Origin of the sequence: Ornithinimicrobium pratense, from assembly GCF_008843165.1 — a bacterium.
In the GTDB taxonomy this organism is placed as follows: Bacteria; Actinomycetota; Actinomycetes; order Actinomycetales; family Dermatophilaceae; genus Ornithinicoccus; species Ornithinicoccus pratensis.
Map to the genome: position 1 here is coordinate 1,025,223 of NZ_CP044427.1, position 23,215 is coordinate 1,048,437.

Sequence of the window (23,215 nt, forward strand, 5' to 3'; positions counted from 1 at the left end):
GACGGCTGACGGCTGACGCTACTGGTAGCTGATGAATTCGGGCGCCGGGTCAACCTGGCTCATCGTCTGCTCGGGAGTGAGCATCGGGGAGTCTTCGTCGTAGAAGTTCTTCCAACCCCAGTGCTCGATGGACGGCGCGTGGTCGTGCAGCGCCCGCCAGGTGGCCTGCTTGTCACCCTGACCGCCCTGGCCATCAGCGTGGATGAGCACGGCGACCTCCTCGCGGCTGCGGTCCACCTCGTCCACGCCGGTGATCATCCCCAGCTGGAACATGTGCAGGACCAACACCTTCTGCGGCAGGTTGTGCTCCCGGGTCAGGTCCGCCAGGTAGTCGACGACCTCGTTGACCTCCTCGACGTCGACCGAGCCGATGCGCACCATGTGCACCTCGTCGGGGCCGAGCCGCCACTCCGGGTCCAGGGCCAGCCCGACGTGCGGCAGCAGCAGCAGCTCCTCGTAACGCTGGGCCTGGGAGACGAAGTCGTGCCGCCCCGGCTGCAGGTCGAGCACGACATACACCCCCTGCTCGGCGGCCAGGTCGACCAGCGGCCGCAGGCTCTCGACCGGCAGCTCGTTGGAGTACATGCCGTCCCATTCGGGTTGCGAACTGGCCACGGTGACGATGATCTCCAGGGTCGGGACGACCGGCCCGTCCGTGAGCGGCTCGTACTGTGCGGCGTACTCCTGCGCCCGGACGATCGTCTCCTCGATCGGCTGCTCGCCCAGGACGCCCAGGGCGCTGGTGGATGGCGTGCCGTAGAGCGCGACGTAGGTCTTGCCGGGCAGCGTCAGCTGACCGCCCCCGGGCAGCTCGACCCCGGTCCTCGCGGCGCTTGCCTTCCAGGCCAGGTCTGACGCCGGCCCGAAGTCTTCACCCAGGCCGACCAGGGCGGTCACATCGAGCCCGGCCAGGGCCTGGACAGTCTCGGAGGACGCACGCGGGTCGGTATGCGGTCCCACCAGCACGTGCGCGCCCGCCGCCTTGGCGGTGCCCAGCGCCGCCAGGTCGTGCGGCATGCCCGTGCTCATGAGCGCGACCGAGGTGAGCTGTTCCGCGCGGGCGGTCGGCGGGAGCTCGTCACGGTCAGAGGTGAGCGGCTCCGGGGCATCGGTCGACCCTGCCGGGTCCGGGGTCGCCGTCGCACCGGCGTCATCCCCGGCTGCGTCCTCGTCCGCTGCGTCCTCGTCCGCGGCGTCCTCGTCCGTGGCGGGTTGGCTCTCCGGCACGAGCAGTTGCGGCTGGTCCGGGTCGAGCTCGCCGATCCGGCCCGGGGCATCCTCGGCGCTCACGCTGACCGGCTCACCGTCGATGCCGAGCAGCTCGGCGAGCCGGGTGTCGTCCTCGGCCACGACCACGTCGATGCCGGGGTCGGCCACCTCACCCACGACGAGGGCCACCTCGGCAGCCAGGTGCTCCAGCTGCGCGGAGGTGGAACTCCCGTCGACCAGGACCGGCACCCCCAGGGCAACTCCGGCCGAGGCGGCCCGCACCTGCTCCTCCGCGCTGGACAGCACCACGACGGGGGCGGTTTCGAAGAACAGGGCGCTGGCCTCGGCCGACAGGGCGTCGGGTTGGTCGGCGGTGAGCACCGCCGCTGTCGGAGCCTCGGGATCCTCGCAGTCGGGGCAGTCCCATGGCGCGGCCAGGACCGGGGTCAGGGGGTCGGGCTCCGGCTCGTCCGAGTCATCCCCACCGAGCCCGAGGAAACCACCCCGGCCGCCGTCGCCGCCCTCCGTCGTGCTGGAGCCGTCGCCGGAGTCACCCTCACACGCAGTCAGCACCAGAGCCGCGGCGCATGCCGAGGCCAGGATGGTGGCCCGTGCTCTGGCGGTCGATCTCATCGGTCCTCCTTCACCTTCCGGTCAGGGGCGGCCTTCGCCGTCCGGGCGGCCCTGGGAGCCGTCCGAGGTGCCGGGGGAGCCGTAGGGGTTGTCCGGGTCGTAGCTGGCGCCGCTGCCGCCCTGGCCTCCAGTGCCCGGCTGGCCCCAGCCGGGCGAGTCCTGCGGCCCCGACTGGCCATAGCCCTGCTGCCCCGGGTAGGGCGCCTGGCCGTACCCCTGCTGGCCATACCCCTGCTGGCCGTAGGGAGCGCCATACCCCGGGCCGCCTGCGTGCATCGGGCCCTGCTGCTCCCTCTTGTCCCGGCTGCGTCCCACCAGCCACAGGATGAGGCCGATGATGGTGATCAGGCCGAGGGGGAAGAGGGCGAGCAGCGCCAGGCCGGCTGCGGCCGCGCCGATCAGGAAGGCCGAGTCGATGGGCCCGCTGAGGTGTGCCTCGCCGCCCTCACAGGCGAAGGTGTGGTCCCCCGCTGTCGTCGCGGCGTGCCCGCCGATGACGGTCATCGTTGTGGCGTCGGCGGCCACGTCGTCCACGTCCGACCCGTCCAGCGGTTGCTCGGTCCCGTCGGGCAGGGTCACGGTGCAGGTGACCGCACCAGGGGAGTTGGCCAGGACGATCCTCCTGTCCCCGTTGTCCATCGTCACCGTCTGCGGGGAGCTGAGCGAGGTGGACTCGCTCTCTATGGCCTCCGCCGCATTCACGACCTGGAAGAAGCCCCAGATCATCACCCCCGCCGTGATGACGGACAGCACCAGCCCGATGATGAACATCCATTTCCCCGCCGTGGTCATCCCGCTCCTGCGTCGGGTCGGCGCACTCCCATAGGTCATGCGTGGCAGCCTACCCACCGGCTGGCGCGGCTCCCCGCTTTCGCGGAATGTCGGGGATGGCGGGTGTCGGTCGTCGGCCCTATCCTGCGGAAGATGGCGCCCGAGTCACACACCCAGGTCCTGCGGCTGACCTACGCCAACCTGCGGTGGCTCCTGGTGCTGCTGCCGGCCGTCCTCTTCGTGGTCACAGTGGGGGCGGCGATCCAGCAGGGTCACCTGGAGACCTCGATCAGCGGCTACTACGGCGGCCCGGTCCGGGACGTCTTCGTCGGCGTGATGATCGGGGTGGCGGTCCTGCTGCTCGCCTACCAGGGCGCGACGTACTTCGAGGACTACAACCTGGGCGGCGCCGGCTTCTACGCCGTCTTCGTGGCGCTGGTGCCCACCGGGCTGGCGGAGACCCTGGCCGGGCTGCGCAGCGGTGTGTCGTTCTCCGGTCAGGGCATCAGCGCGGCGGAGTACGTCTGGTCGCTGCGGTTCAGCCTCACCGTGGTGGCCCTGCTGGCCCTGGCGCTGTTCGCGTTGGAGCTGCGCGCCAGGGAGCGGATGCGGGCGTTGGTCACGGGCGACCCGATCTCGCTGGTCTTCGTGGTCGTGACCGGCGGGACGCTGCTGTCCTTCCTGGGGCTGGCGATGTGGCAGCTGTGGGCGCCGCCCGTCGAGGAGGTGACGATGGAGGGGCTGAGACTGACCGGTCTGCCGGTCGTGGGAGAGGTGCAGCTGCGGGTCCACGATCTGGCCGCGATCTTCCTCATCTGCGCGCTGGCCGTCGCGGTCTGGAGCCACGCCTGGCCCCGGGCCGCGGCCCGTCGCTCCCGGGAGCGGCTGGAGTCGCACGAGCTGGTCTACCTCGCGGGATACCGCGTCATCTTCGTGCTCATGGTGCTGGGGCCGCTCGTCGCCTGGGGGATCGCCCGGACCTTCGCCCCCGGCCACCTGGTGATCTTCCTGGAGTGGTGGGAGATCGCTCTCTTCTGCCTCTTCTGGGTAGTCGAGACGCGTCGTCAGGCTCGGCTGCTGTCGGCCCCGCCGTCAGCCCCGTTGGCAGCCCGATCGTCGGTGCCGTCGGCAGCCCCGTCGTCGGTGCCGCTCATGGAACCGGCCTCGTCCTCGAAGACGATGGCCCCGGAGGCCACCAGCTCCTCGAGCTCCTCGTCCGTGAACGCGGCTAACTGCTCCTCGGAGAGCTCAACGTAGTCGTCCGCCCCGTCCGCCCCGTCGACCCCGTCTGCACCGGGTTCACCCTGGTTCTTCTCCCACCACTGGTCGGCGCCTTCCTCTGGCGGCAGGTCCTCCTCGTCGGCCGCGGCGTCCTCGTCGTCCTCACGGCGCAGCAGCAGGAGCACACCACCGATGAGCAGCATGGTCACGCCCAGGATCGTCCCGAGGCTGCCCAGCGCAAGGCCTCCCAACCGCGCCACGACCGAGGCGGGCGACAGCTCGGGGGAGAGGATGACGCCGAGCCCGTCGCACTCGATGAGGTGCTCCCCGTCGGACTGGACGGTGAAGTGGCCGACGACCTGGATCCGTGCGACCGCCAGGTCAATGCCGGCGCGGTCGGCGGTGCGGTCGTCGAAGGTGACCTGCTGCCCGTCCGGACCGGTGATCGCGCAGCTGATCTGCTCCACCGGGGTGGGGACCAGCTCGCCGGGGGCGACCAGCCCGCCGGTGACGTAGAGGGTCCGCTCGGCCCCGGCCTGCAGTGACACGCTCGCGCTGCCGTCGAGGAGCTCGGCGGAGCTGGTCTGCAGGTGGCTGATCATGCTGCGGGTCATGAACCCGGCGACGACCGTCACCACGAGTGAGACCACGACCAGCACGACACCGCTCCGGACCAGGTGTCGCCCCGAGCGGCGCAGCCGGGCCCGGCTGGTGCGGGAGCGGTTGGTCGTCCCAGGGTCCTCGGTGGGCATGGCTCCGACTCTAGGCGGCTGGGGGCACCCGCTGCTGGGCGGCCATGCCGTCAGCGACCGTCGGTAGCCCGGCTGCGCCGATCAGCCCTGGCCGGCCTGCTCCGACGCGGTCGCCTGGCGCAGCACGAGCCGGGTCCAGGCTCCCACGTAGATCCGGTCGTCCCGGTCGATCTCGACCCGCTGGCGGATCGGCTCGGTGGGCGGCGGCTCGCCGACGGACCCGACATAGGTGCCGTTGCTGCTGCCCAGATCCTCGATCCACCAGCGGGACCCGTCGCTGGTCAGCTGTGCGTGTCGTCGGGACACCGCCGAGTCGGCGCCGGCGTCCACGTCGGGCCGCACCCCGAGGCTGCCCGACGGGCGCCCGATGAGCACCACGTTGCGGTGCACCACCACGATGTCCGGCAGCCCCGGGCTGGGGCAGGCCTCCTCGGTCTGCTGCACGGCATACCAGTCCGGGTCGATCCACACCTCGACCACCCAGGTGTCCGAGAGCACGCGCGAGGGCGGGGTATGCCGCGGCCGCACGTGCGCTGCGACTGCCCCGCCGGCATCGGCGGGGGAGGGCGCTGCCGGGGGTGGCGGCTCCGGATCTCGGCGCGGCTCGGGCTCGGGCTGGGGCTCGGACGCGGGCACGGGGCGCGGGGCTGCGTCGGCCGCCTCCTCTCGGGACGCGGCGGCCACCGGTTCCTCAGCCGCGGCGTGGTTCACCGGCTCCTCGGCCGCGGCGTGCTCGGAGGCGACGTCGTCGCCGGCGTCCGCGGACTCGACAGCCTCCTCCTCGTCGCCGGGCCCCTCATCGACCCCAGCCTCTTCCGGGGCCCCAGCAACTTCTCCCCGGGCCCCAGCGCCACCGTCGTCGCCAGCGCCATCCCCGGCGTCGTCCCTCAGGTCCAGGGCACTCGATGCGGCCGGTGCGCCCTGGTCCGGCACGACCGGCTCGGAGCCGAGCGGAGCGGCGCCGGTGGTGAAGTCGTAGCCGCAGGCCTCGCAGAAGAGCGCGTCGGCGACGTTGAGCGCGCCGCAGTGCGGGCAGGTCAGCGTCGGGGCAGGTGCAGGGGCCGGGTCTAGATCGAGCACCGAGTCTGGTCCCGCCTGCGGGATGGCCGGGCCAGGCGTCGAGGACCCTGGGGCACCGCTCGGACCTGCGAACCCGGCACCGGTCGCCTCGGCGCTGCCCGACCCGCCCCCGATGGGGGTGCCGCAGATGTCGCAGTAGTCGGTCGCCTCGCTCTGGTGACCCTCGGGACAGGTGACCGTCACGTCGGCCGGACCCTCGTGGTCTTGGTCGAGGCGGTGTCGAGCTCCATCTCGTCGAGCTTGTCCACGTGGCGCCGCAGCTGGACCCGACCGGTCGCGGCGTCCTCGATGTCGACGACCCGGGCCAGGCGGGACGTGGCGGCCTCGTCACCGGTCTGCCGCGCGAGCTGCACCGCCCGGCCCAGCCGCGAGGTCGCGGTCGCATCGTCACCCAACGACTTGGCCCGCAGGCCTTCCTGGATGGCCGAGGCCAGCTCGGTCTGGCCGGTGTAGTGCGCCACCTCCGGGCTGATCTGCGCGGTGAGCCCGCTGTCCGCGGACCACGAGGCCTTGACCAGGCCCTGGGTCTTCACCTCGCCCCCGACGGACAGCTGCACCCGCGCGGCCAACTGCTCCTGGCCCAGATCCCGGGGCGCCAGCCGGACCGCGACGTGGTAGTCACGGGTCTCATCGCCCCAGGCGCCGGTGTCGTAGGCACCGGTCAACGGGTTCGCGGCGGTGCGTCGGCCGGTCAGGTCCTCCAGGGTGGGGCTGACCTGCTTCACGAAGAGCACCTCGGCGCCCTGCGGGGCCCACACGCGCAGCTCGGCGTCGGTCACACCCCGGCCCATCGACTGCTGCATCAGCCGGGCGAAGTCGTCGGAGAGTCCGTCCCAGGTGCGGATCAGCTCCACGGTGCCCATCAGCGCCTCGGCGATGCGGCGCACTTCGGCGACCTGCCACGCGGCGCCCAGGCCGCGGCAGTCGGCCTGGAAGCGGCCCCGGACCTGCTCGATCGCCCAGGACAGCTCCTGGGGGGTCTCGTGCTGGTTGGCTCCGTCCGTGAGCAGGATCGCGTGCCGCTTGGCCAGCGACGGGACGGTCCCGAACAGCTGCGCCGCGGCCAGCAGCCAGCGACCCATCGCGGTGCCGCCACCGGGCGCCAGCCGCTGCAGCGAGCGCTTGGCCTCCAGGCGGGTCTGCGCTGACATCCGGGCCATCGCGGCAGAGGTGCCGGCCGGGTAGCACAGCGCTGCCTCGTGGTTGCCGGCGATGATCGCGAACCACACGCCGTCGACGATCTGGTCCAGCGCGGCGGAGGCGGCATAGGCGGCCGCCTGCACGCCCTGCACGTCCATCGAGCCCGAGACGTCGACGATGATGATCTCACCGGCCTCACCGGAGGCCGAGCTCATCGGCGCGACCGAGCCGGCACCGGTGCAGGTGATCGAGACGATCGCGTGGACGTCGGTGCCGCCGTCGGGCAGGAACTCGTTCTGGTGAACGGTCGAGGTGAACTCAGCCATGGGTCCCATCTTGCCCCGTGGTCCCGGTGCGGGCGAGGGCGACCGTGATGTTGTCCGCGCCGCCCTGCTCGTTGGCCCACTCCACCAACGCCAGCGCCAGGTCGAGCGGGTCGGCCCCGGCGCGCTGCACACCCTGCCGCACGACCGCGGCGAGGTCGCGCGGTTCAGAGGCGTAGTTCCACAGACCGTCGCTGCACAGCAGCGCCCAGCCGGGGGCGGAGACGTCCCGCGTGTGCACCTGGGGCGTGTGGTCGGGGGTGTCCGGGCCCAGCCAGCGCGTGATCGTGTGCGCCATCGGGCTGACCTCCGCCTCGGCGCGGCTCATCCCCGCGCGGACCTGCTCCTCGGCCAACGAGTCGTCGCTGGTCAGCCGCACCGGCTCGCCCTCGTCGGGGAGCCAGTAGGCCCGGCTGTCACCCACCGACCCCACAGTCAGCGTGCCGCCGTCGACGACGCCCGCAACGAAGGTGCACGACGGCGCAGTGCCCGGGAAGTCGCGCGCCACCTCCTCGATCGCGTCCTGGGCGGCGTCGGCGGCCTGCACCAGACGCGTGGTGGGCGGTGCTCCCGTGCGGGAGAGCACCTCGACCGCGGCCTCCGCGGCGGCCAGGCTGGCCTCTGCCGAGCGCTCGGCGCTGCTCACGCCGTCGCAGACGACCAGGACCGCTCGCCCCGGGTTCTCCTCGTCGGCCTGGACGGCCATGGCGTCCTGGTTCTCGGTATGCCGTCGCCCTCGGTCGCAGACCGCCGCCACGTGCGGCGCAGGCCGGTCGCTGAAGTGGTCGCGCGGGTCAGGTCGGCGCTCGCCGCACTGGGTGCACCAGCCGTCCTCGTCGTAGGCGCCGCCGCACGAGGCGCAGGTGCCGTGGTCGACCGGCTCCGGCTGCGGCTCGGGCTCGTCGTCGGGCAGGGTGCCGTCAAGCACCAACATCGGCTTGGGCAACGGAGGTGGGCCCCCGGAGAACGGGTCGGGATCCGGGTGCGCCTCCTGCGGGTCCGGCGGTGTGAGCGGCGTGATCTCCGGCTCGGCCTCGGTTGTGGGCTCGGCCTGCGCCTCGGCTGCGGGCTCGGCCTCCGCCTCGGTTGTGGGCTCGGCCTCCGCCTCGGCCTCGGCGCCAGCCTGGGACGGCTCCGGATGCGGGGACGTCGCCTCGCCTTCTGCTGGCTCGGTCACGGTACGGGCGGACTCCGGCTCGGCACGGACGGGCTCCGGCTCGGCGTTGGCCGGAGCCGACTCGGCCGCACCCTCCGGCGTGTTCTGTAAGGCCTCTTCGCGTGTGCTGTCGGGACTTTCCGCGCGTTCTGTCGGGGAGGGCTCGCGGAGCTCGGTGGCGGTCGGCTCCGGGGTCTGATCGGTCATGTCCAGCTCCAGGGTCGGACCGTGTTGGCACGGTCGATGAGGACCGCCCGCTCCTGCGGGTCGGGGGTGTAGTCGGCCAGGACGCGGTACTCGCGCTCCAGCTGCCGGCTCAGCGCGTCGCGCGTGACCGGGGTGTCGCCGAGGCGCCAGCTGGGCTGCTCGCCGTGCTCAGCCACCTGCCGCAGCGCCTGCTCCAGGATCGTGGCGGAGAACTGCGCCCGCTGCCGGGGGTCGAGGGTGAGACGGCGCACCGAGGACATTGACTCGCGCAGGTCGGTCAGCGACCCGCGCCCGCGCAGCAGCTCGGCCCGCAGCCAGCGCGCCCGGGGGTGGGCGCGGCTGCTGGCCGGCACGGAGTCCAGCGCCTCCAGGGCCCCGCCGACGTCACCGCGCCCCAGCCGGACCCGGTAGAGCCCGAAGGCGGCGGGCGCCACATACGCGGCATCTGTGCGCCAGGCCCGTTGATAGTCCAGCTCGGCCGCCTTGATGTAACCCGCGATCTCACTGGCCAGAGCCAGCGCCAGCCGGGGCGCGATCTCACCGGGGAGGGCGTCGCGGACCGCGGCGAAGTGCCCGGCCGCCGTCTGCCCGGCCGTGGTGCTCCCGGACCCGGGCGACTGTCCATCGGCGCCGGCCCGCTCGGACTCCAGCTCGGCCCGCGAGAGGGCCCACAGCCCGCGGGCCCACGAGGCGCGCCAGTCCCAAGGGTCCTCGGCGAGCAGCCCGCGCACCGCCTCGTCCAGCCATGCCTGCTGGCCCATCTGGATCCCGACGCGGGCCCGGGCCAGCAGCACCTCGGGCGTCTGGTCCGGGGCCCCGGCCAGGGCCTTGTGCAGCTCGGTCGGGTCACCGGTCGGCAGCGAGGAGAGCCAGTCCAGCATCGGGTCGGTGTCGTCCCGCTTGAGCTCTGGCAGCTCCCACCACGACAGCGTCTCCCCGGTCGAGACCGGCGCCTCGAAGACCGGGCTGTGCGCGGACAGGGTCGCGGCGTGGTCCTCGCCCTGGGCGGAGGCCACGACCTGGCGCAGCACCCCGATCATCTGGGTGCGTAGCTCCTCGATGGTGAGGAAGCGGTCGTTGGGGTCGGGCGCGCAGCAGCGGGCGACGAGCCGGTAGAAGGCGTCGTGCTCGGTGAACGCCGGCACCTGCGACATCGGCGGCAGGGAGTCGACGTACTCGCTCTGGTAGCCGCGGAACTCGAAGGTCAGCACGCACAGGGTCCGGCCGATCGTGTAGATGTCCGAGGCGACCGAGGGGCCGAGGTCGGCCACCTCAGGCGCCTGGTAGCCAACCGTGCCGTAGATCGGGGACTCCAGGTCATCGGCGCGGCGCATCCCACCGAGGTCGATAAGTTTGATGCCCTCGCCCTCATGGATGAGGTTGTCCGGCTTGAAGTCGCAGTAGAGCAGCCCGAGGTCGTGCAGGTGCGAGAAGGCGGGCAGCACCTCGATGACGTAGGCGAGCGCCTGGTCGACCGGGAACGGGTGGTAGCGGCCCGCGTCGCGCAGCCGCTGCTGGAGCAGCTGCTTGAGCGACTTGCCGCCGACGTACTCCATCACCGTGTAGGCGTCGCCCTCGTGCTGCACCACGTTGTAGATCTCCACGATGAGTGGGTGCTTGACCTGGGCCAGGAACTGCTGCTCGGCGACCGCGGCGTCGAGCGCGTCGGGGTCGCCGGTGTTGAGCAGGCCCTTGAGCACCACCCAGCGGTCGGAGACGTTCTTGTCCCGACCCAGGTAGATCCAGCCCATGCCGCCGTGGGCCAGCGCCCCGACGATCTCGTACTGGCCCGCGACCAGGTCGCCCTCGACCAGCTTGGGGGTGAAGGAGTATGGCGCGCGGCACTGCGGGCAAAAACCCTGTTGGCGTCCCGCACCCTCGCCCGCTGCGCGGCCGACCTTGGCCCCGCAGTTGGGGCAGACCCGCCGGTCCTCTGGGACCTGGGCGTCGGTGAGGACCTTGTTGGACGGGTCGGTCGGCACGACGTCGGGGACCTGGGTCAGGCCCATCCCCAGCCGGGAGCGGCGCACCGCCGCGTGCGCGCGCTGGCGGCGCACGGTGGCCGCGCGGACGGCCTTGTGCGACTGGCCGGGGGCGGGGGTGGCGACCATCTGTGACGAGCCCGCGGCAGGGTCACCGCTGGTGCCCGCGGCACCCGCCGGGTCACCAAGGTCGGTCCTGCTGGGGGCGCCGGCGTCCGGGGTGGCAGGCAAGGCCCCAGAGGCATGACTGGCTGCGTCGCCCGGGCGCAGCGGGGTGGCGACGACCGGGGCCTGGCGCGGCTCGGGGGAGCCGCAGACGTTGCACCAACCGTCCTCGTAGGAACCGGGACAGCCCGGCTCGACGCACGGGTTCACAGACTCACTCCCATCGCGCGGGCGAAACCTTCCTGGGCGCGCACCAGCGCCTCCAGGCGGGTCAGGTCGGTCGGCTCGGTGGCCAACAGCGCATCGGCCTCGGCCATCAGCGCCTGCATCGCGCCGGAGCCGTCCACGGCCTCCAGCGCCGTACGCAGCCGGGCCACCTGCTCGGCCAGGTCCTGCCGCCGCGCCAGGGCGGCGGCATACTCGGTGTGGGCGTGCGCGAGGGCCCGCTCCACCCGCTCCAGGCGGGACAGGTATGCGGTCAGCTCGTCGGGCTCGGTCGGCACCGGCCCGAGGGCGCTCACGTCGGGGATCCCCAGCGTGGGGGCAGGGACGACCTGCGTCCTGGCCCGGGCGGCAAGCTGGCGCAAGGCCTCGCCCCGCGCGCTGAGCTCGGCCACCTCGCGGGTGGCCTGCTGGTGGTCGGCCTTGGCGTGCGCCCGCGCGGAGGCCGCGACGATGAGGTCGCGCTCGACCGTCGCGGCCTGTGACTCCAGCGGGCCCAGCAGGCCGCCGACGTCGGCGCCGCGGCGGGCCCGCTCGGTGATGTCGGTCAGCCGCTGGTCCAGCCGTGCGTGCACGTCGGCGGCAGACCCCCGCCGGCGCGAGGGCACGAGCGCGACCTGGTCGGCGATCCGTTCCACCTGCTGACGCAGCGCCCGCAGGCGGCCGGAAAGGTCCGGGTCGGCCCCGTCCAGGCGCAGCCGGGAGCGCAGCGAGGAGGCCAGGGAGTCCGAGAGCCGGCTTGCCTCGGGCAGCGAGACGGCCAGCGCCTGCTGGCCCCGTGAACCCGGCTGCTCCAGGGTGCCCCAGACCAGGGTGGTGATACGGCGCCGCTCCTGCTCGCCGACCCGGCCGTTGTCCCAGGTGGCCAGGATGAGGTCCAGGCGGTCGGCTACCCCCTGCCACAGGGTCATGGACAGGGTGACGTCAGGGGTGACGGCGGCCCGGTCCGCGGGGTCAGAGAGCTCCAGCGCGGCCCGGTCCAGGGCGTCGAGCTCGGTGCGCCGCTGGTCCTTCCAGCGCATCATCGCATCCAGGTAGCGCAACAGTTCAGGCGCCGGGACGTCAGCCCCGAGGGACCCGGGGGCGGGCGGGGTGACGGCGTAGGGGGTGCTCACCTGCGGCCTCCTCGGCGTCCTGCTCTGCCCCGCGCGGGGGTGTTGCGGCGGGTGTTGCGGCCGGTGTTGCGGGGCTGAGCGTTCTGCCCGCGGGCGGTGCGGCTGTCCCGACTGCCCTCGCCCTTGGCGCTGACGTCGTTCGCACGCTTCACGTCGCCGCCACGACTGGCGTTGCCCGAGAGCGCGGCCGTGGTGCGCAGCCGGTCCGGCCGGTGGGACGGGACGAAGACCGCGCCGACGGCCAGGCCGGCCGTGACGAGGGTGGTCAGCAGCAGCGGGGCCACCCCGGGCGGGTGATCGACAGCGGCAATGACCGCAGCGTTTGCGGCCTGCAGGTCCTCGCGGCGCTGCTCCCAGACCGGCTCCAGCGCCGAGACCAGCTCGGGGGCCCGCGCCAGCTGCTCCTCGGGGCCGAGGTCGGCGAACCCGGCCCGCACGTCCCAGTAGTTCTGCGCGACCTCCGGGTCGATCTCCTCGAGGTCATGGAAATATATGCGGGTCCAGTGCTCCTCGTCCCCCAGCACGCTGCGGTCCACGCCGAAGATCACGCCGAGGTCCCTGCCCTGGGCGTCGACGGTGGACCTGTGGTCCCGCGCCACGTCGTCGCGGGCGGAGACGCTGTCAGCCATCGAGCCCACCTGCTGGTAGATGCCGAGATAGACCATGCTGGCCACGCCCGTGACCCCGGCGACCCCGAGCAGGGCGAGGGCGACGTAGGCCCGGTCCTTGACCGCCAGCCGGATGAGCTCGGCCAGGGCCAGCAACATGATCCCCAGGAGCCACCAGGCCAGAGGCGACCCCGGCGTCATCGTCTCGGTCGCGTCCGTGAACGCTCTCCGGTTGGAGGCGCCGTCCGTTAAGGAGTAGCGCTGTTCTCGCCACTGGTTGACCGGTCGGACGGCCCCCGGCGACTGGTCGGTCGCGATGGCACGGATCCCGGTGACGGCCCGTTCGAGAGCGGTGCTGTACGGCAGCGGCGAGACGACCTGGGCCTCCTCCACGAGGGTGATGAGTTCCTCGGCCGCGTCCTCGGTGGCAGCCCGGGCCTCGTCGGAGGGCACGCCGCCGGCCTGCTCCATCCTGGTCACGATGAGGTCGTCCAGGCCTTGGGTGGCCTCGTCCCACGCCAGCTGCCCCTCGGCCAGGCTGGCATATCCCCTGACATCCTCCTCGGAGGCCGGGGTGCCGGCAGAGACGAGCGCGATCATCCCCGAGACAACCACGACTCCGGCCAGGAGCCCGGCCGTCCCCTTGGACCGCAACCTGCCCCTCGGGGCAGCGGGGTGCTGGACCGAGTCACCTTGGGCACCGTGTGGCTGTTGCCGCGGCGCTCGGCCTGCCGCCGCACCCGCCTCTCGGCCGCCAGCAGGTCCCGTTCGGCGTCGTCGATCTGCCGCTGCCGCTCGATCAGCTCCTGCTCCGTGCGCTCCCGCTCGGCACGCAGCTCCGCCTCGGCCCGTTCCCGGTCTGCGCGGATCCGCTCTTGGGCCTCGGCCCGCTCGCGGAGCAGCTCCTCCCGCTGACGCCGCAGCTCCTCCAGGGTCGTGTCCTCGACATCGGGGTCACCGCGCTCACCCAGGACGATCATGGGTGCAGCAGCGTCCGCGTCCTCGTCCACCCCGTCCGCGCGACGGTCCTGGTCACTCACAGTGTCTGCCTCTCATCGATCGCCGCTACCCCACACACGCTCAGCGGTACTCCTTCAGCCGGCGAGACAGGCCGGTCCAGGCGAACCCGGCACCGACCAGCCCGAGCAGCAGCGCGACACCAGAGGTGATGCCGGCCGGCCGCCCGACGGCCGTGACCGCAGTGCTCAGCTGGTCGTCCAGCCGGTCCCGCAGGACCGTCTCCAGCTCGCTGAAGTTCTCCTGGGTGGCGGTGACCGCCTCGACGCCCGGCTCCGGGGTTGCCGCCACGATCTCCTCCCACAGGGTGCGGGCAGCACCTGCGCCGATGGCCTGGCGTGCCTGGACCGACTCCTCGGCCCACAGGTCGCTCTGCGCCGGGGTGAGGGCGTGCTGGGCCGTCCTGGCCTGGTACACCTCCTGCAGCGCGGTGGCCGCGGCCGTCGTGTCCGCGAGCCGTTGGTCGTAGGTGAGGGGCAAGGCTGAGGGGTTGAACGACAGATAGGTCAGCCCGGCCGTGATGGCGGTGGCCGCCAGCAGGGGCACGTTGACGATGCGGCGGGTGCGCAGGGCCAGCCAGACCATGAGCCCGACCAGCCCGAGGGTGGCCAGCGTGCCTACGGTCCCGGTGAGGACGGATCGGGAACCGGTGCGCAGGTCCTGCGCGTGCTGCTCGGCCGCCAGGTCCGTGCGCTCGCTCGCCGACCGGGCGGCGGTCGACGCAGCGCCGTACTCCACGGTCACGGCATCCGGGAGCTCGGGGGAGCCACCCTGGTCCTGCGCGGCCGCTGCGGAAGCGCGCTCAGCCCCCAGGACGAAGGTCGACCACTCCCGGGAGATCTCACCGGCCTCGGCGCCGCCCACTCCGACCCCGGAGAGGTCGATGCCGACCTGGGTCACGGCCTCGTCGAACGCCTCGCGCGCGCCCTCACCCTCACTGCCGGCGACCCGTTCGGCCGCGCGCAGGTCGGCCTGGGCCATCTCCACGCCTGCGCGCTCGGCCGCCACCCACTGCTGGGCAATGACGTCCGGGGTGGCGTTCAGCCCGTCGGTGGAGAAGGTGCCGGTGGCGGCCACACCCGTTAGCAGCACCGCCGTCGCGGCCCCGGCCCGGGCCAGGCGCAGGAGCCGGGGGGTGCTCCACGCCGACCGTGACGGCGTCGATGCGCCCTTGCCCTTGGCCTGGGGCGCCGGCCCTCTCGCCTGCTGTCCCTGCGGCGCGGGCTGACCGGTTGCTGGACCCTGCCCGGCGGGCTGGGTGGCCTGTCCGGACTGCTGGGCAGGTCCGGCGGCCGGTCCCCTCTGCTGTGCCGGCTGCCCCCGCCCGGCGGGTGGGCTCGCCGTGCTCATCGATCCTCGTCATCTGGGGCAGGGGCCTGCACGTCGTCGGGCGGAGCGTCCGCGTCTTCGGCTGATGACCCGTCCCCGCCCTGTCCGTCCCCGCCCTGTCCGTCCCCGCCCTGTCCGTCCCCGCCCTGTCCATCCACATCGCCCAGCCACGGGTCCTGGTCGGCCACGTCATCCTCGGCGGGCGGCATACCCGTGTCCTTCACCGCCAGGTCGACGGCGTCGCGGTCCTCGAAGTCCTGCCGCTGCAGCGTCCGCAGCTCCTCGATGCTCGCGTCCTCGTCGTCCCTCAGGCGCCAGGCGTGCCGCCCGATGGCGGCCTCAAGCATGTTGCGCGCGAACCGGCCGTTGCCAAAGCTTGGGCCACGCGGCGTCGCCGCCAGGATCTCCCGGAAGCGTTCGGTCGCCTCGGGGGCGATGTCGTAGTCCATGTTCTGAGCGAGCAGGGTCTGGATCGCGACGAGCTCCTCATCGGAGTAGTCGTCGAACTCGATGATCGTGCGGAAGCGGCTCTCCAGCCCCGGGTTGGAGGCGACGAACTCGGCCATCGGCTCGGGGTAGCCGGCGACAATCACCACCAGGTCGTCGCGGTGGTCCTCCATCTCCTTGACCAGGGTGTCGATCGACTCCTTGCCGTACTGGTCGCCGTTGAGGCTGTAGGCCTCGTCGATGAAGAGCACGCCGCCCAGGGCGGAGGCGACGACGTCGGAAGTCTTGGCGGCCGTCTGGCCCAGGTAGCCGGCGACCAGCTCGCTGCGGTCGACCTCGACGAGCTGGCCCTTGGACAGCAGGCCCAGCGCCCGGTAGATGCCCCCGACCAGCCGGGCGACCGTGGTCTTGCCCGTCCCCGGGTTGCCGACGAACACCAGGTGGCGGGTGAGGGTGACGACCTTGAGACCGGCCTCCTGGCGCCGGGCGTCCATCTTCAGCACCGCGACCTGGCGGTGGATCTCGGCCTTTACCGGCTCCAGCCCGACGAGGGCGTCCAGCTCGGCCAGCAGCTCCTCGACGGTGCGCTCGTCCTCCGGCTCCTCCTCGACGGCGGGGGTGCCCGACGGGTCCTCCTGGGCCTGCCCGGTGGCCCCTTCCCCGACGGCCGTGCCGTGGGTGCTCGGGCCGGAGCCCGGGTCTGCGGGTATGCCGTACTGGCCGGGGACCTCGCCGGGGCCGCCGCCGGCGGGTGCGGGAGGCTGACCGCTGCCCGGGGACCCAGGCAGGTGCCCGAGCATCTCGCGGATCCGGTCGCCCTGGTCCATGGCGCGGCGCAGCAGGTCGTTCGACCAGGCCTGCAGGTCACCCTGGTCGGTGCCGGACGTGGTGCCGCCTGTGGTGCCGCCGGGGGCAGGCGAGGTGGGGACACCTGCCTCCGGAGGGGTCAGGCCCTCGGTAGGCGTCCCGGGCCCGTGCGCCGGGGCCGCCCCCGCCGCCGCGAGCTGCGCGCGGGCCACCGAGGTGGCCTTGCCGACCGCGACCGCCCCCGCGCCGGAGACCGTCGCGGCCGCAGTGGCCACGTCGGCCAGAGCCTGGGCGTAGCCGGCCGCGCGAGGGCTGCCCTCGGCGACCAGGGTGGACAGCAGCGTCGTGGGGATGGAGGCGTAGCGCCGGCCCCGGGGCACGGCAGTGAAGAAGTCCTGGGCGGGACGGCCCACCGCCTCGCCCCACAGTCGGTGGGCACCGTTGGGGCCGGGCTGCTCGAGCACGGCCGCAGCCACCTTCTCGCCCTCGGCCCGCGCCATACCTTCGTCCAGCCCGGCCTCCCGGCCGACCCGCACCAGCATGTCAACGGCAGTTCGCAGCTCGGTCGCGCTCATTGGTCGTCTCCTCTGCGGGCGGGCGGGGTCAGCGGGCTGATCGCGCCCGTCGGGTCCTCGACCTCGTCGGGCTGCGGCACGACCGGGGCCTCGTCCTGCCCGATGCCCAGCTGGCCACCGGCACCGGCGGAGCCGAACTTCTCGGCGATGAACCGGCCCTGCGCGACCAGCTCGCGGGCATCGTCTCGGAAGACCGCGTCAAAGACCCGGTCCATGGTCAGCCCGAGCAGGTCCAGCTGGTCCACGAGCACCAGCAGCGAGGTCTTGGCGCCGTCGACCGGCCGGGTGTCGGCGTAGCGGCGGGGCAGGCGCTGGTATCCGCCGATCGCCTCGGGCAGGTAGTCGGTGGCGGTCGCGATGATTGTGTAGCCCAGGTCGCTACCGCTGAGCTTCTCCAGCCGCGGCACGGTGTCCCGGACCGTGTCGACCACCCGCTGGCCGCGCGCGGTCACCACCGAGGGCAGCGAGGAGGAGGTGAGCAGCTGCTCGGTCTCGTCCAGCGCGGCGTACACGTCCTCGGCGGTCGGAGGTGCGGGCAGCGCCAGCCGGTCATCGGAAACGTCGGGCGTGCGCCCGAGCATCCGGTCCAGCAGGGCGGAGAACGCCATGCCTCAGCGCCTCGTGGGGGGTGCGTCCCCCAGGTCCAGCTCGCCGCCGACCAGGCGCGCGTCGGTGCGCTGCGCACGGTCCAGGTAGGTGCGGGACTTCTCGACCTCGCCCTCGAGCACGCCGATGGTTTCCGCCATCCCGTCCAGCGCCTTGACCCGGAAGGTGTCGATGGCGTCCATCGTCTCGTAGATGTTGGCGAAGGCCGCTTGCAGCTGCTCCAGACCGATGGTCGAGGACGCCGCCTGCTCCTGGATGGCCACCGAGTTGTCCCGCAGCATCTCCGAGGTGCGCTGGATCATCGTCGAGGTGGTCTGGTTCAAGGCGGTGATCTGGTCCAGGACGAGGCGTTGGTTGTTCAGCGCCTGGGCGACGAGCACGGCGGTGCGCAAGGCGGAGACCGTGGTCGTCGAGGCCCGGTCGACACCCTTGATGAGCTCGATGTTGTTCTTCATGATGATGTCGATGGCCAGGTAGTTCTGGATCGACACCGCGAGCTGGGTGAGCAGGTCCTGGTGCTTCTGCCGGACGTAGAACAGCACGTCCTCGCGCATCGCCTTGGCCCGGTCGGGGTCGGTCTCGTCCATCATCGCGATCTTGGCCGAGACCTTGGCGTCCAGCTGCTCGGCGATGTAGACGTACTGGTTGAGCCGGCCCATGGCGTCCCACAGCTGCTGCTTCTCCATGTTCAGCGCAGCGTTGTCCTTGGACAGCTCGTCCTGGCCGTTGCGGAGGGAGTGCAGGATCGCGTCCAGGTGCTTCTCGGCCGACTCGTACTTCTTGAAGTAGGAGGTGACGCGGTCGGAGAAAGGCAGCCGCTCCAGCCACTTCTTGGGCCCCGTCGCCTGCTTGGGGTCGAGGTCCTCGACGGTCCGGCGCAGCTCGGTGAGGGTCTGGCCGACCTTGGACTCCTTGGACACCCCGCCCTCCTGCAACGCACGGACCGGCGACTTCAGCAGCCGGTTGGAGGTCTCCGCAGCGGCGCGGATGTCCTGGTCACCCATGGTGCGCACGTCGGCCGCGCGCTTGGCGAACTCGGGGGAGCGGGTCTCGGTCTCGGTGAGGCCCTGCAGGAAGGTCTCCACCTTGGCGTCCAGCGCAGGCAGCGTCGCCGGGTCCACCGGCGGCGCCATCTTCGGGGCCGAGGTCGCGGCGACCGGCGTAACAGGCCCGGGGGCGGTGAGGGTCAATGCCCCCGGCTCGGCCATCGGCTCCGGTGCGGCGAGCGGCTGGTCGGTCATCGTGTCTCCTCTGGGTCGCGGGTGCGCCGGGGCCCCTGTGCAAGCCCGCGCGACGTCTCTGACGGGCCTATTGTGACCCAGGTTCCAGCCTCCCACATGGGGGGATCCCCCCGGTACGCGGCGGACGGGGTGAACCGCCCCTGCGATAGTGGGACGAGGAGGTGGGTCATGCCGCATACCGAGCCAGCACGCCGGGACCGGAGCGACCCGGTGGGTCCGGACGAGTTGTGCGTCGCCGGGGTGCCGCTCTTCGCGCCCCTGTCCTACGTCGAGCAGCTCAACGTCGCCTCCCTGGCCCGGCCGGTCACGGTGCAGCGCGGGGAGCAGATCTACGCCCCCGGGTCACGCGCGGCCCAGCTGATGGTCGTGCACACCGGCCAGGTGAAGATCTCGCGGATCAGCGCCGACGGACACGAGCAGATCGTGCGGGTCCTGGGGCCCGGGGACTTCGTGGGGGAGTCGGCCTTCGTCACCGGCGCGCGCCCAGACCACTTCGCCTCCGCGCTCGAGGACGGAAGCATGTGCGTCTTCCGGCACGCGGACCTGGGTCGCCTGGTCCGGGAGCACCCCGGGGTGGGGATGCGGATGCTTCAGGCCGTCGGCCAGCGGCTGGAGGAGACCGAGCAGCGGCTGGCCGCGGCGGTGTCGGGCAATGTGGCGGCCAGGGTCGCGGACTACCTGTTGGGGCTGCCCGGCGAGCACGTCGACGGGACCGTCCTGGTCACCCTGCCGCTGGCCAAGAAGGACATCGCCTCGCTGCTGGACACCACACCGGAGTCCCTCAGCCGTCAGCTGCGACGGCTCTCACAGGCTGGGGTGATCCAGCAGCGCGGTGGGCGCACGGTCGTGCTCGCGGACGTCGACGCGCTCCTCGACCTCTCGGCGGGGGCGGGGTAGGTACTCGGTACTGCATGGTCAGGTACCGCGTACTTCTGGGCCACCGCCCGGGTGGTGCGCCGACGAAGGAGCTGAGGCTGGCGTGAGCGTGCTGCGTCCCGCCGAGCAGGTCCAGGTGCGGCCGGGCACGGGCTCGCGTGCCGACCGGACTCTCAGGGGCGCTGGTGTCCCGACGCGGGTTGCACGGACAGCTCCACGCCGATGACGTCCCCGAGGTCGATCCCCTCGGCCCGCCGCACCGCGTCCTTCAACGGCACCCACCAGGTGCCTTTGCGTGGCCACAGCGATGTCGTGAAGTCCGTGCGGCCGACCCGCCCCATGACCGGGATCATCCCCCAGCCGTAGGTGACGTCGCGCATGATCCCGGTGAGCCACTCACTCTCCTCGGGCGGGGCCACGACGAAGTAGAAGGGCGCCGGGCCGCGCCACTCGACCACCTCAGCGACGAAGGCGAGATCGGGGATGAAGTCGGCGTCGGTGTCCGGCCCGCGCATACTCGCACCCTAGCCCTGGGGCGACAGATGCGGTGTCGGTCTGACGCGCACCGGCCCGGAGGTCACCGCGCTGCCATGGGTCACCAGAGAGGGGTTCATGATCACCTCGTCGGTGGCGGGTCGTCGCTCCTCCTAGCCTCGCTGAAGGTGGCGGCAGCGCTGCTGCCCGGGTAGGGCGGGGCAGCGACGCTTCGCTGGGACCGGGACGCACGGAATACGGTGTGGGGCGGGCCGCTTGCACGGGACGGCCCGACGGCATACCTCAGGAGCAGCATGACCATCACTGCGGATCGCAGCTTCACCAGGATCGACGACGAGACCCGGCGGCAGGGCCTGCGCCGGATGCGCGTCGTCGCGACGGGGCTGCTGGTGCTGATGGCTGTGATCTACGTGCTGACCTACGACCGCGGATCGGGCTGGGACTACGTCAACTCCGCCGCCGAGGCCGGGATGATCGGGGCGATCGCGGACTGGTTCGCCGTGACGGCCCTGTTCCGGCACCCGCTCGGCATACCGATCCCACACACTGCGCTGGTGTCCCGGCGCAAGAACGACCTGGGCGCGAGCCTGGAGCAGTTCGTGCGGGAGAACTTCCTGACGCCCGCGGTGCTGCGGGAGAAGTTCACCGACGCGCAGGTGGTGCTGCGGCTGGGCGAGTGGCTGGCAGAGCCCGAGCATGCCGAGCGGGTGGTGTCCGAGGCGGCCCCCTTCCTCCGGCGCGGGCTGGAGCGGGTCGACGAGCCTGAGCTGCGGACCCTGATCGAGGACGTGCTGCTGCCGCGGGTCCGGCGCGAGCCGCTGTCGCCGGTCGCCGGCCACCTGTTGGAGCGGGTCATCGAGGACGGCTCCCACCACGGGCTGGTCGACCTCGCGGCGCGCGAGCTGCACGCCTGGCTGGCGCTGCACCAGGACGAGGTCGAGGTGATCGTGCGCTCGCGGGCGCCGTCGTGGGCGCCGTCCTGGGTCAATGACCAGGTGACCCGGCGGGTCTATCAGGAGGTGCTGCGCTGGGCCCGCGACGTCAAGGACGACCCGCGGCACAACGTCCGTCAGGCCCTCGACTCTTATCTGTCCGAGCTGGGCGCGGACCTGCAGCACGAACCGCGGACGCAGGCTCGGTTCGAGAGCCTCAAGGAGCGGCTGCTGGAGCACCCCCAGGTGGCTACCACCGGCGTCCGGCTGGCGGAGACGCTGCGTAACTCGGTGCTCGAGGCGCTGGAGGATCCCGCCAGCCCGCTCCGTGAGCGGATGGTGTCCGCGCTGCGCGACCTGGGCGCCCGTGTCGTGACGGACGGGGGTCTGCGGGCCAAGCTGGACGAGTGGACGGCCGACACGGTGGTGGCGCTGGTCGAGCGCTACGGCCCGGAGATCACCTCCGTCATCTCCTCCACCATCGAGCGCTGGGACGCCCGGGAGGCCTCGGAGAAGATCGAGCTGCACGTCGGTCGAGACCTGCAGTTCATCCGGATCAACGGCACCGTGGTCGGCGCTCTGGTAGGGCTGGTCATCCACGGCTTGTCCCAGCTCCTGCTCTGAGTGCGGCCCCGGGCGGTGTGCGCCCATGCACGTCTGGCCGGGAGCGAGGGTGCCCCAGGGGTTGTGGACAACTTCTGCGTGCAGGCGGGCGGCGCGGGCAGGGTCGGGTCATGAGCTTCGAGGACCTTCCTGGTGACTGGCCACAGCGCTCCGTGGCCGACCCGATCTTGGCCGCGGACCTGGTGGATCTGGTGGTCAGCGACGCCGACCGGCGGGACGGCGCCCTGGGCCTGCTGTTGTGTCGGCCCGACGGCCGGCTCGCGCAGCCGGTCGTGGTGTCCACCCTCGGCTGCCCGGACGTCCTCAACCTGCTCGATCTGGTGCTGGACCAGCTGCCCCACCTGCCCGGGATCGACGGGCTGGTGCTCGCGATCGCCCGGCAGTGGGGTGGGCTCAGCGACGAGGACCGGGCGCTGCACCAGGCCGCCCTGGAGCTATGCCGTGACCACGGCCTCACCCTGTGGGGGGCCTACTTGGCCACCTCCGCCGGGGTCAGCCCGTTGCCCGTGGCTCCCGAGCTGGCGCCCCAGATGGGTGGCCCAGATACGGCTGCCTAACCGACCGCGGCATCCCCGTGCAGCCGCGACCGCCGTGAGTCCGTCCGGCAGCCCCGCCCAAGACCTGCGCGGCAGTCAGGGGGCCAGCGCGGCCAGGGCCGCGTCGACCTCGGCCAGGGCGTCCAGGTCGTAGGTGGACGTCGAGGCCAGCACCTCCGATGCACCGGTGCGTTCTACGAGCGCGCCGAGTTCGAAGAGCACGTCCTGCGCCGTGCCGTGGACGGCCATCTGCAGTTGCTGCTCCACGACCGACTGCTGCTTGGGGGTGAGCCGCTCGGGCGGGTCGGGCCGCAGCGGTGGGAAGGCACCCGTCGCGCGGGACTCGGCCATCGCCCACGCCTCCGGCAGGAGCAGCTCCCGCGCCCGGTCGGTGGTGTCGGCGATCATCACGTCGAGGCTGATGATGACCTCGGGCTCCGTCTGGCCGTCGCGCGGCCGGAAGTCGCGACGGTAGTCCAGCAGCGGCCCGAGGTCACCGTGCAGGATCGGGCCACCGACCACCACCGGCAGCCCGAGCCGGGCAGCCAGGGCGAGCCCAGAGCCGGTGGCCAGGACGAGGACCGGCGGGGACTCCACCCCCCGGGGCATGGCCGTGACCGGGCCGTCGTCGTGCAGGTAGTCGACCAGCATGGCCAGGTCTGCCGCGAAGCGTGCCCGGTCGTAGCGTTCGACCCCCAGTGCGAGCCGGACCGGCGCGGTGAACCCGAGGGAGCGTCCCACACCCAGGTCGATCCGCCCCGGGTGCAGCGCCTCGAGCATCCGGGCCTGCTCGGCCACCACGATAGGACTGTGGTTGGGCAGCATGACCCCTCCGGAGCCGACTCTGATCCGGGACGTCTGCGCGGCGATCTGCGCCATGAGGACCGGGGGGCTGCCGCTGCCGATGCCGGGCACGGCGTGGTGCTCGGCCACCCAGAACCGTCGCAAGCCCAGGCGCTCCGCCCGACGGGCTCGATCGACTGTGTGCTGCAGGGCGGCGGCGGCAGGCTCCCCCTCACGGGTGCGCGACCGGTCCAGCAAGGACACTGGCACCGGCAGGGCTGCTTTCGGGGAGCTCGGGGGATCTGCATCCATGACCTCTCGACCGTATGCCAGCCCGCCCGCCTCGGCGATACGGTCGGGCAT

General features: G+C 72.5%; 19 protein-coding genes. 4 read left to right on the plus strand and 15 right to left on the minus strand.

Features of this window, described 5'->3' with window-relative positions; translation table 11 throughout:
- Nucleotides 1–18: 18 nt before the first annotated feature.
- Both FY030_RS04625 and FY030_RS04630 read right to left on the minus strand, forming a co-directional pair.
- Nucleotides 19–1,842, minus strand: a complete 1,824-nt coding sequence (locus tag FY030_RS04625; RefSeq protein ID WP_158060483.1) for a hypothetical protein — start codon at nucleotides 1,840–1,842, stop codon at nucleotides 19–21.
- A gap of 21 nt (nucleotides 1,843–1,863) precedes the next feature.
- Entirely contained in the window at nucleotides 1,864–2,673 is an 810-nt protein-coding gene (locus FY030_RS04630; protein ID WP_158060484.1) for a hypothetical protein, read from the minus strand.
- Between the two features lie 93 nt (nucleotides 2,674–2,766).
- Between FY030_RS04630 and FY030_RS04635 the strand changes: the two genes are divergently transcribed.
- Nucleotides 2,767–3,870 carry a hypothetical protein gene (locus FY030_RS04635; protein ID WP_158060485.1) on the plus strand — a complete coding sequence of 368 codons (1,104 nt, stop codon included), beginning with the start codon at nucleotides 2,767–2,769 and terminating at the stop codon, nucleotides 3,868–3,870.
- Nucleotides 3,871–4,667: 797 nt separating this feature from the next.
- Here the strand turns inward: FY030_RS04635 and FY030_RS16760 are convergent.
- Genes FY030_RS16760 through FY030_RS04700 form a run of 11 tightly spaced genes read right to left on the minus strand, consistent with a single transcriptional unit; the run spans nucleotide 4,668 to nucleotide 18,606 of the window.
- Nucleotides 4,668–5,849: an FHA domain-containing protein gene (locus FY030_RS16760; RefSeq protein WP_238348553.1), complete on the minus strand. Its 1,182-nt coding sequence runs from the start codon at nucleotides 5,847–5,849 to the stop codon at nucleotides 4,668–4,670.
- Nucleotides 5,846–7,132 (minus strand): VWA domain-containing protein, encoded by a 1,287-nt coding sequence (locus FY030_RS04650; RefSeq protein WP_158060486.1) that lies wholly within the window; start codon nucleotides 7,130–7,132, stop codon nucleotides 5,846–5,848. Before FY030_RS04650 ends, FY030_RS16760 begins: the two co-directional genes overlap by 4 nt.
- Complete coding sequence (locus FY030_RS04655; protein WP_192498722.1) at nucleotides 7,125–8,492, minus strand: PP2C family protein-serine/threonine phosphatase; 1,368 nt, start codon at nucleotides 8,490–8,492, stop codon at nucleotides 7,125–7,127. The genes FY030_RS04650 and FY030_RS04655 overlap by 8 nt, the downstream gene beginning before the upstream one ends.
- Complete coding sequence (locus FY030_RS04665) at nucleotides 8,489–10,849, minus strand: serine/threonine-protein kinase (protein ID WP_158060489.1); 2,361 nt, start codon at nucleotides 10,847–10,849, stop codon at nucleotides 8,489–8,491. Before FY030_RS04665 ends, FY030_RS04655 begins: the two co-directional genes overlap by 4 nt.
- On the minus strand, nucleotides 10,846–11,976 hold the full coding sequence (locus FY030_RS04670; RefSeq protein ID WP_158060490.1) for a coiled-coil domain-containing protein: 1,131 nt from the start codon (nucleotides 11,974–11,976) through the stop codon (nucleotides 10,846–10,848). Before FY030_RS04670 ends, FY030_RS04665 begins: the two co-directional genes overlap by 4 nt.
- Complete coding sequence (locus FY030_RS04675; protein WP_158060491.1) at nucleotides 11,973–13,184, minus strand: DUF1634 domain-containing protein; 1,212 nt, start codon at nucleotides 13,182–13,184, stop codon at nucleotides 11,973–11,975. Before FY030_RS04675 ends, FY030_RS04670 begins: the two co-directional genes overlap by 4 nt.
- On the minus strand, nucleotides 13,181–13,624 hold the full coding sequence (locus FY030_RS04680) for a hypothetical protein (protein WP_158060492.1): 444 nt from the start codon (nucleotides 13,622–13,624) through the stop codon (nucleotides 13,181–13,183). The genes FY030_RS04675 and FY030_RS04680 overlap by 4 nt, the downstream gene beginning before the upstream one ends.
- Nucleotides 13,625–13,664: 40 nt before the next feature.
- Nucleotides 13,665–14,951, minus strand: a complete 1,287-nt coding sequence (locus tag FY030_RS04685) for a hypothetical protein (RefSeq protein WP_158060493.1) — start codon at nucleotides 14,949–14,951, stop codon at nucleotides 13,665–13,667.
- On the minus strand, nucleotides 14,948–16,759 hold the full coding sequence (locus tag FY030_RS04690) for an AAA family ATPase (protein WP_202879757.1): 1,812 nt from the start codon (nucleotides 16,757–16,759) through the stop codon (nucleotides 14,948–14,950). Before FY030_RS04690 ends, FY030_RS04685 begins: the two co-directional genes overlap by 4 nt.
- Complete coding sequence (locus tag FY030_RS04695) at nucleotides 16,756–17,367, minus strand: hypothetical protein (RefSeq protein WP_158060494.1); 612 nt, start codon at nucleotides 17,365–17,367, stop codon at nucleotides 16,756–16,758. Before FY030_RS04695 ends, FY030_RS04690 begins: the two co-directional genes overlap by 4 nt.
- Before the next feature lie 3 nt (nucleotides 17,368–17,370).
- The gene (locus FY030_RS04700) at nucleotides 17,371–18,606 is read right to left on the minus strand and encodes a toxic anion resistance protein (protein WP_158060495.1); all 1,236 of its coding nucleotides are present in this window, start codon (nucleotides 18,604–18,606) and stop codon (nucleotides 17,371–17,373) included.
- Between the two features lie 168 nt (nucleotides 18,607–18,774).
- Here FY030_RS04700 and FY030_RS04705 point away from each other — a divergent pair, with 168 nt between their 5' ends.
- Complete coding sequence (locus FY030_RS04705) at nucleotides 18,775–19,503, plus strand: Crp/Fnr family transcriptional regulator (RefSeq protein WP_158060496.1); 729 nt, start codon at nucleotides 18,775–18,777, stop codon at nucleotides 19,501–19,503.
- A 152-nt stretch (nucleotides 19,504–19,655) separates the two neighbouring features.
- On the opposite strand, the gene FY030_RS04710 is transcribed toward FY030_RS04705, so the two are convergent.
- On the minus strand, nucleotides 19,656–19,997 hold the full coding sequence (locus tag FY030_RS04710) for a DUF1905 domain-containing protein (protein WP_158060497.1): 342 nt from the start codon (nucleotides 19,995–19,997) through the stop codon (nucleotides 19,656–19,658).
- Nucleotides 19,998–20,270: 273 nt separating this feature from the next.
- Between FY030_RS04710 and FY030_RS04715 the strand changes: the two genes are divergently transcribed.
- Together FY030_RS04715 and FY030_RS04720 are read left to right on the plus strand one after the other, a co-directional pair.
- Nucleotides 20,271–21,533 carry a DUF445 domain-containing protein gene (locus FY030_RS04715; protein WP_238348554.1) on the plus strand — a complete coding sequence of 421 codons (1,263 nt, stop codon included), beginning with the start codon at nucleotides 20,271–20,273 and terminating at the stop codon, nucleotides 21,531–21,533.
- A gap of 110 nt (nucleotides 21,534–21,643) precedes the next feature.
- On the plus strand, nucleotides 21,644–22,090 hold the full coding sequence (locus FY030_RS04720) for a hypothetical protein (RefSeq protein WP_158060498.1): 447 nt from the start codon (nucleotides 21,644–21,646) through the stop codon (nucleotides 22,088–22,090).
- 75 nt (nucleotides 22,091–22,165) lie between these two features.
- On the opposite strand, the gene FY030_RS04725 is transcribed toward FY030_RS04720, so the two are convergent.
- A complete protein-coding gene (locus FY030_RS04725; protein ID WP_192498723.1) occupies nucleotides 22,166–23,122 on the minus strand; it encodes an MsnO8 family LLM class oxidoreductase in 957 nt (318 codons plus the stop codon).
- Nucleotides 23,123–23,215: the final 93 nt, after the last annotated feature.

What these genes read in the sequence shown, in the direction of transcription:
- FY030_RS04625 (WP_158060483.1), bottom strand. Translation starts at nt 1,842, where the DNA reads ATGAGATCGACCGCCAGAGCACGGGCCACCATCCTGGCCTCGGCATGC.
- FY030_RS04630 (WP_158060484.1), bottom strand. Translation starts at nt 2,673, where the DNA reads ATGACCTATGGGAGTGCGCCGACCCGACGCAGGAGCGGGATGACCACG.
- FY030_RS04635 (WP_158060485.1), top strand. Translation starts at nt 2,767, where the DNA reads ATGGCGCCCGAGTCACACACCCAGGTCCTGCGGCTGACCTACGCCAAC.
- FY030_RS04650 (WP_158060486.1), bottom strand. Translation starts at nt 7,132, where the DNA reads ATGGCTGAGTTCACCTCGACCGTTCACCAGAACGAGTTCCTGCCCGAC.
- FY030_RS04655 (WP_192498722.1), bottom strand. Translation starts at nt 8,492, where the DNA reads ATGACCGATCAGACCCCGGAGCCGACCGCCACCGAGCTCCGCGAGCCC.
- FY030_RS04675 (WP_158060491.1), bottom strand. Translation starts at nt 13,184, where the DNA reads ATGATCGCGCTCGTCTCTGCCGGCACCCCGGCCTCCGAGGAGGATGTC.
- FY030_RS04685 (WP_158060493.1), bottom strand. Translation starts at nt 14,951, where the DNA reads ATGAGCACGGCGAGCCCACCCGCCGGGCGGGGGCAGCCGGCACAGCAG.
- FY030_RS04690 (WP_202879757.1), bottom strand. Translation starts at nt 16,759, where the DNA reads ATGAGCGCGACCGAGCTGCGAACTGCCGTTGACATGCTGGTGCGGGTC.
- FY030_RS04695 (WP_158060494.1), bottom strand. Translation starts at nt 17,367, where the DNA reads ATGGCGTTCTCCGCCCTGCTGGACCGGATGCTCGGGCGCACGCCCGAC.
- FY030_RS04700 (WP_158060495.1), bottom strand. Translation starts at nt 18,606, where the DNA reads ATGACCGACCAGCCGCTCGCCGCACCGGAGCCGATGGCCGAGCCGGGG.
- FY030_RS04705 (WP_158060496.1), top strand. Translation starts at nt 18,775, where the DNA reads ATGCCGCATACCGAGCCAGCACGCCGGGACCGGAGCGACCCGGTGGGT.
- FY030_RS04710 (WP_158060497.1), bottom strand. Translation starts at nt 19,997, where the DNA reads ATGCGCGGGCCGGACACCGACGCCGACTTCATCCCCGATCTCGCCTTC.
- FY030_RS04715 (WP_238348554.1), top strand. Translation starts at nt 20,271, where the DNA reads ATGACCATCACTGCGGATCGCAGCTTCACCAGGATCGACGACGAGACC.
- FY030_RS04720 (WP_158060498.1), top strand. Translation starts at nt 21,644, where the DNA reads ATGAGCTTCGAGGACCTTCCTGGTGACTGGCCACAGCGCTCCGTGGCC.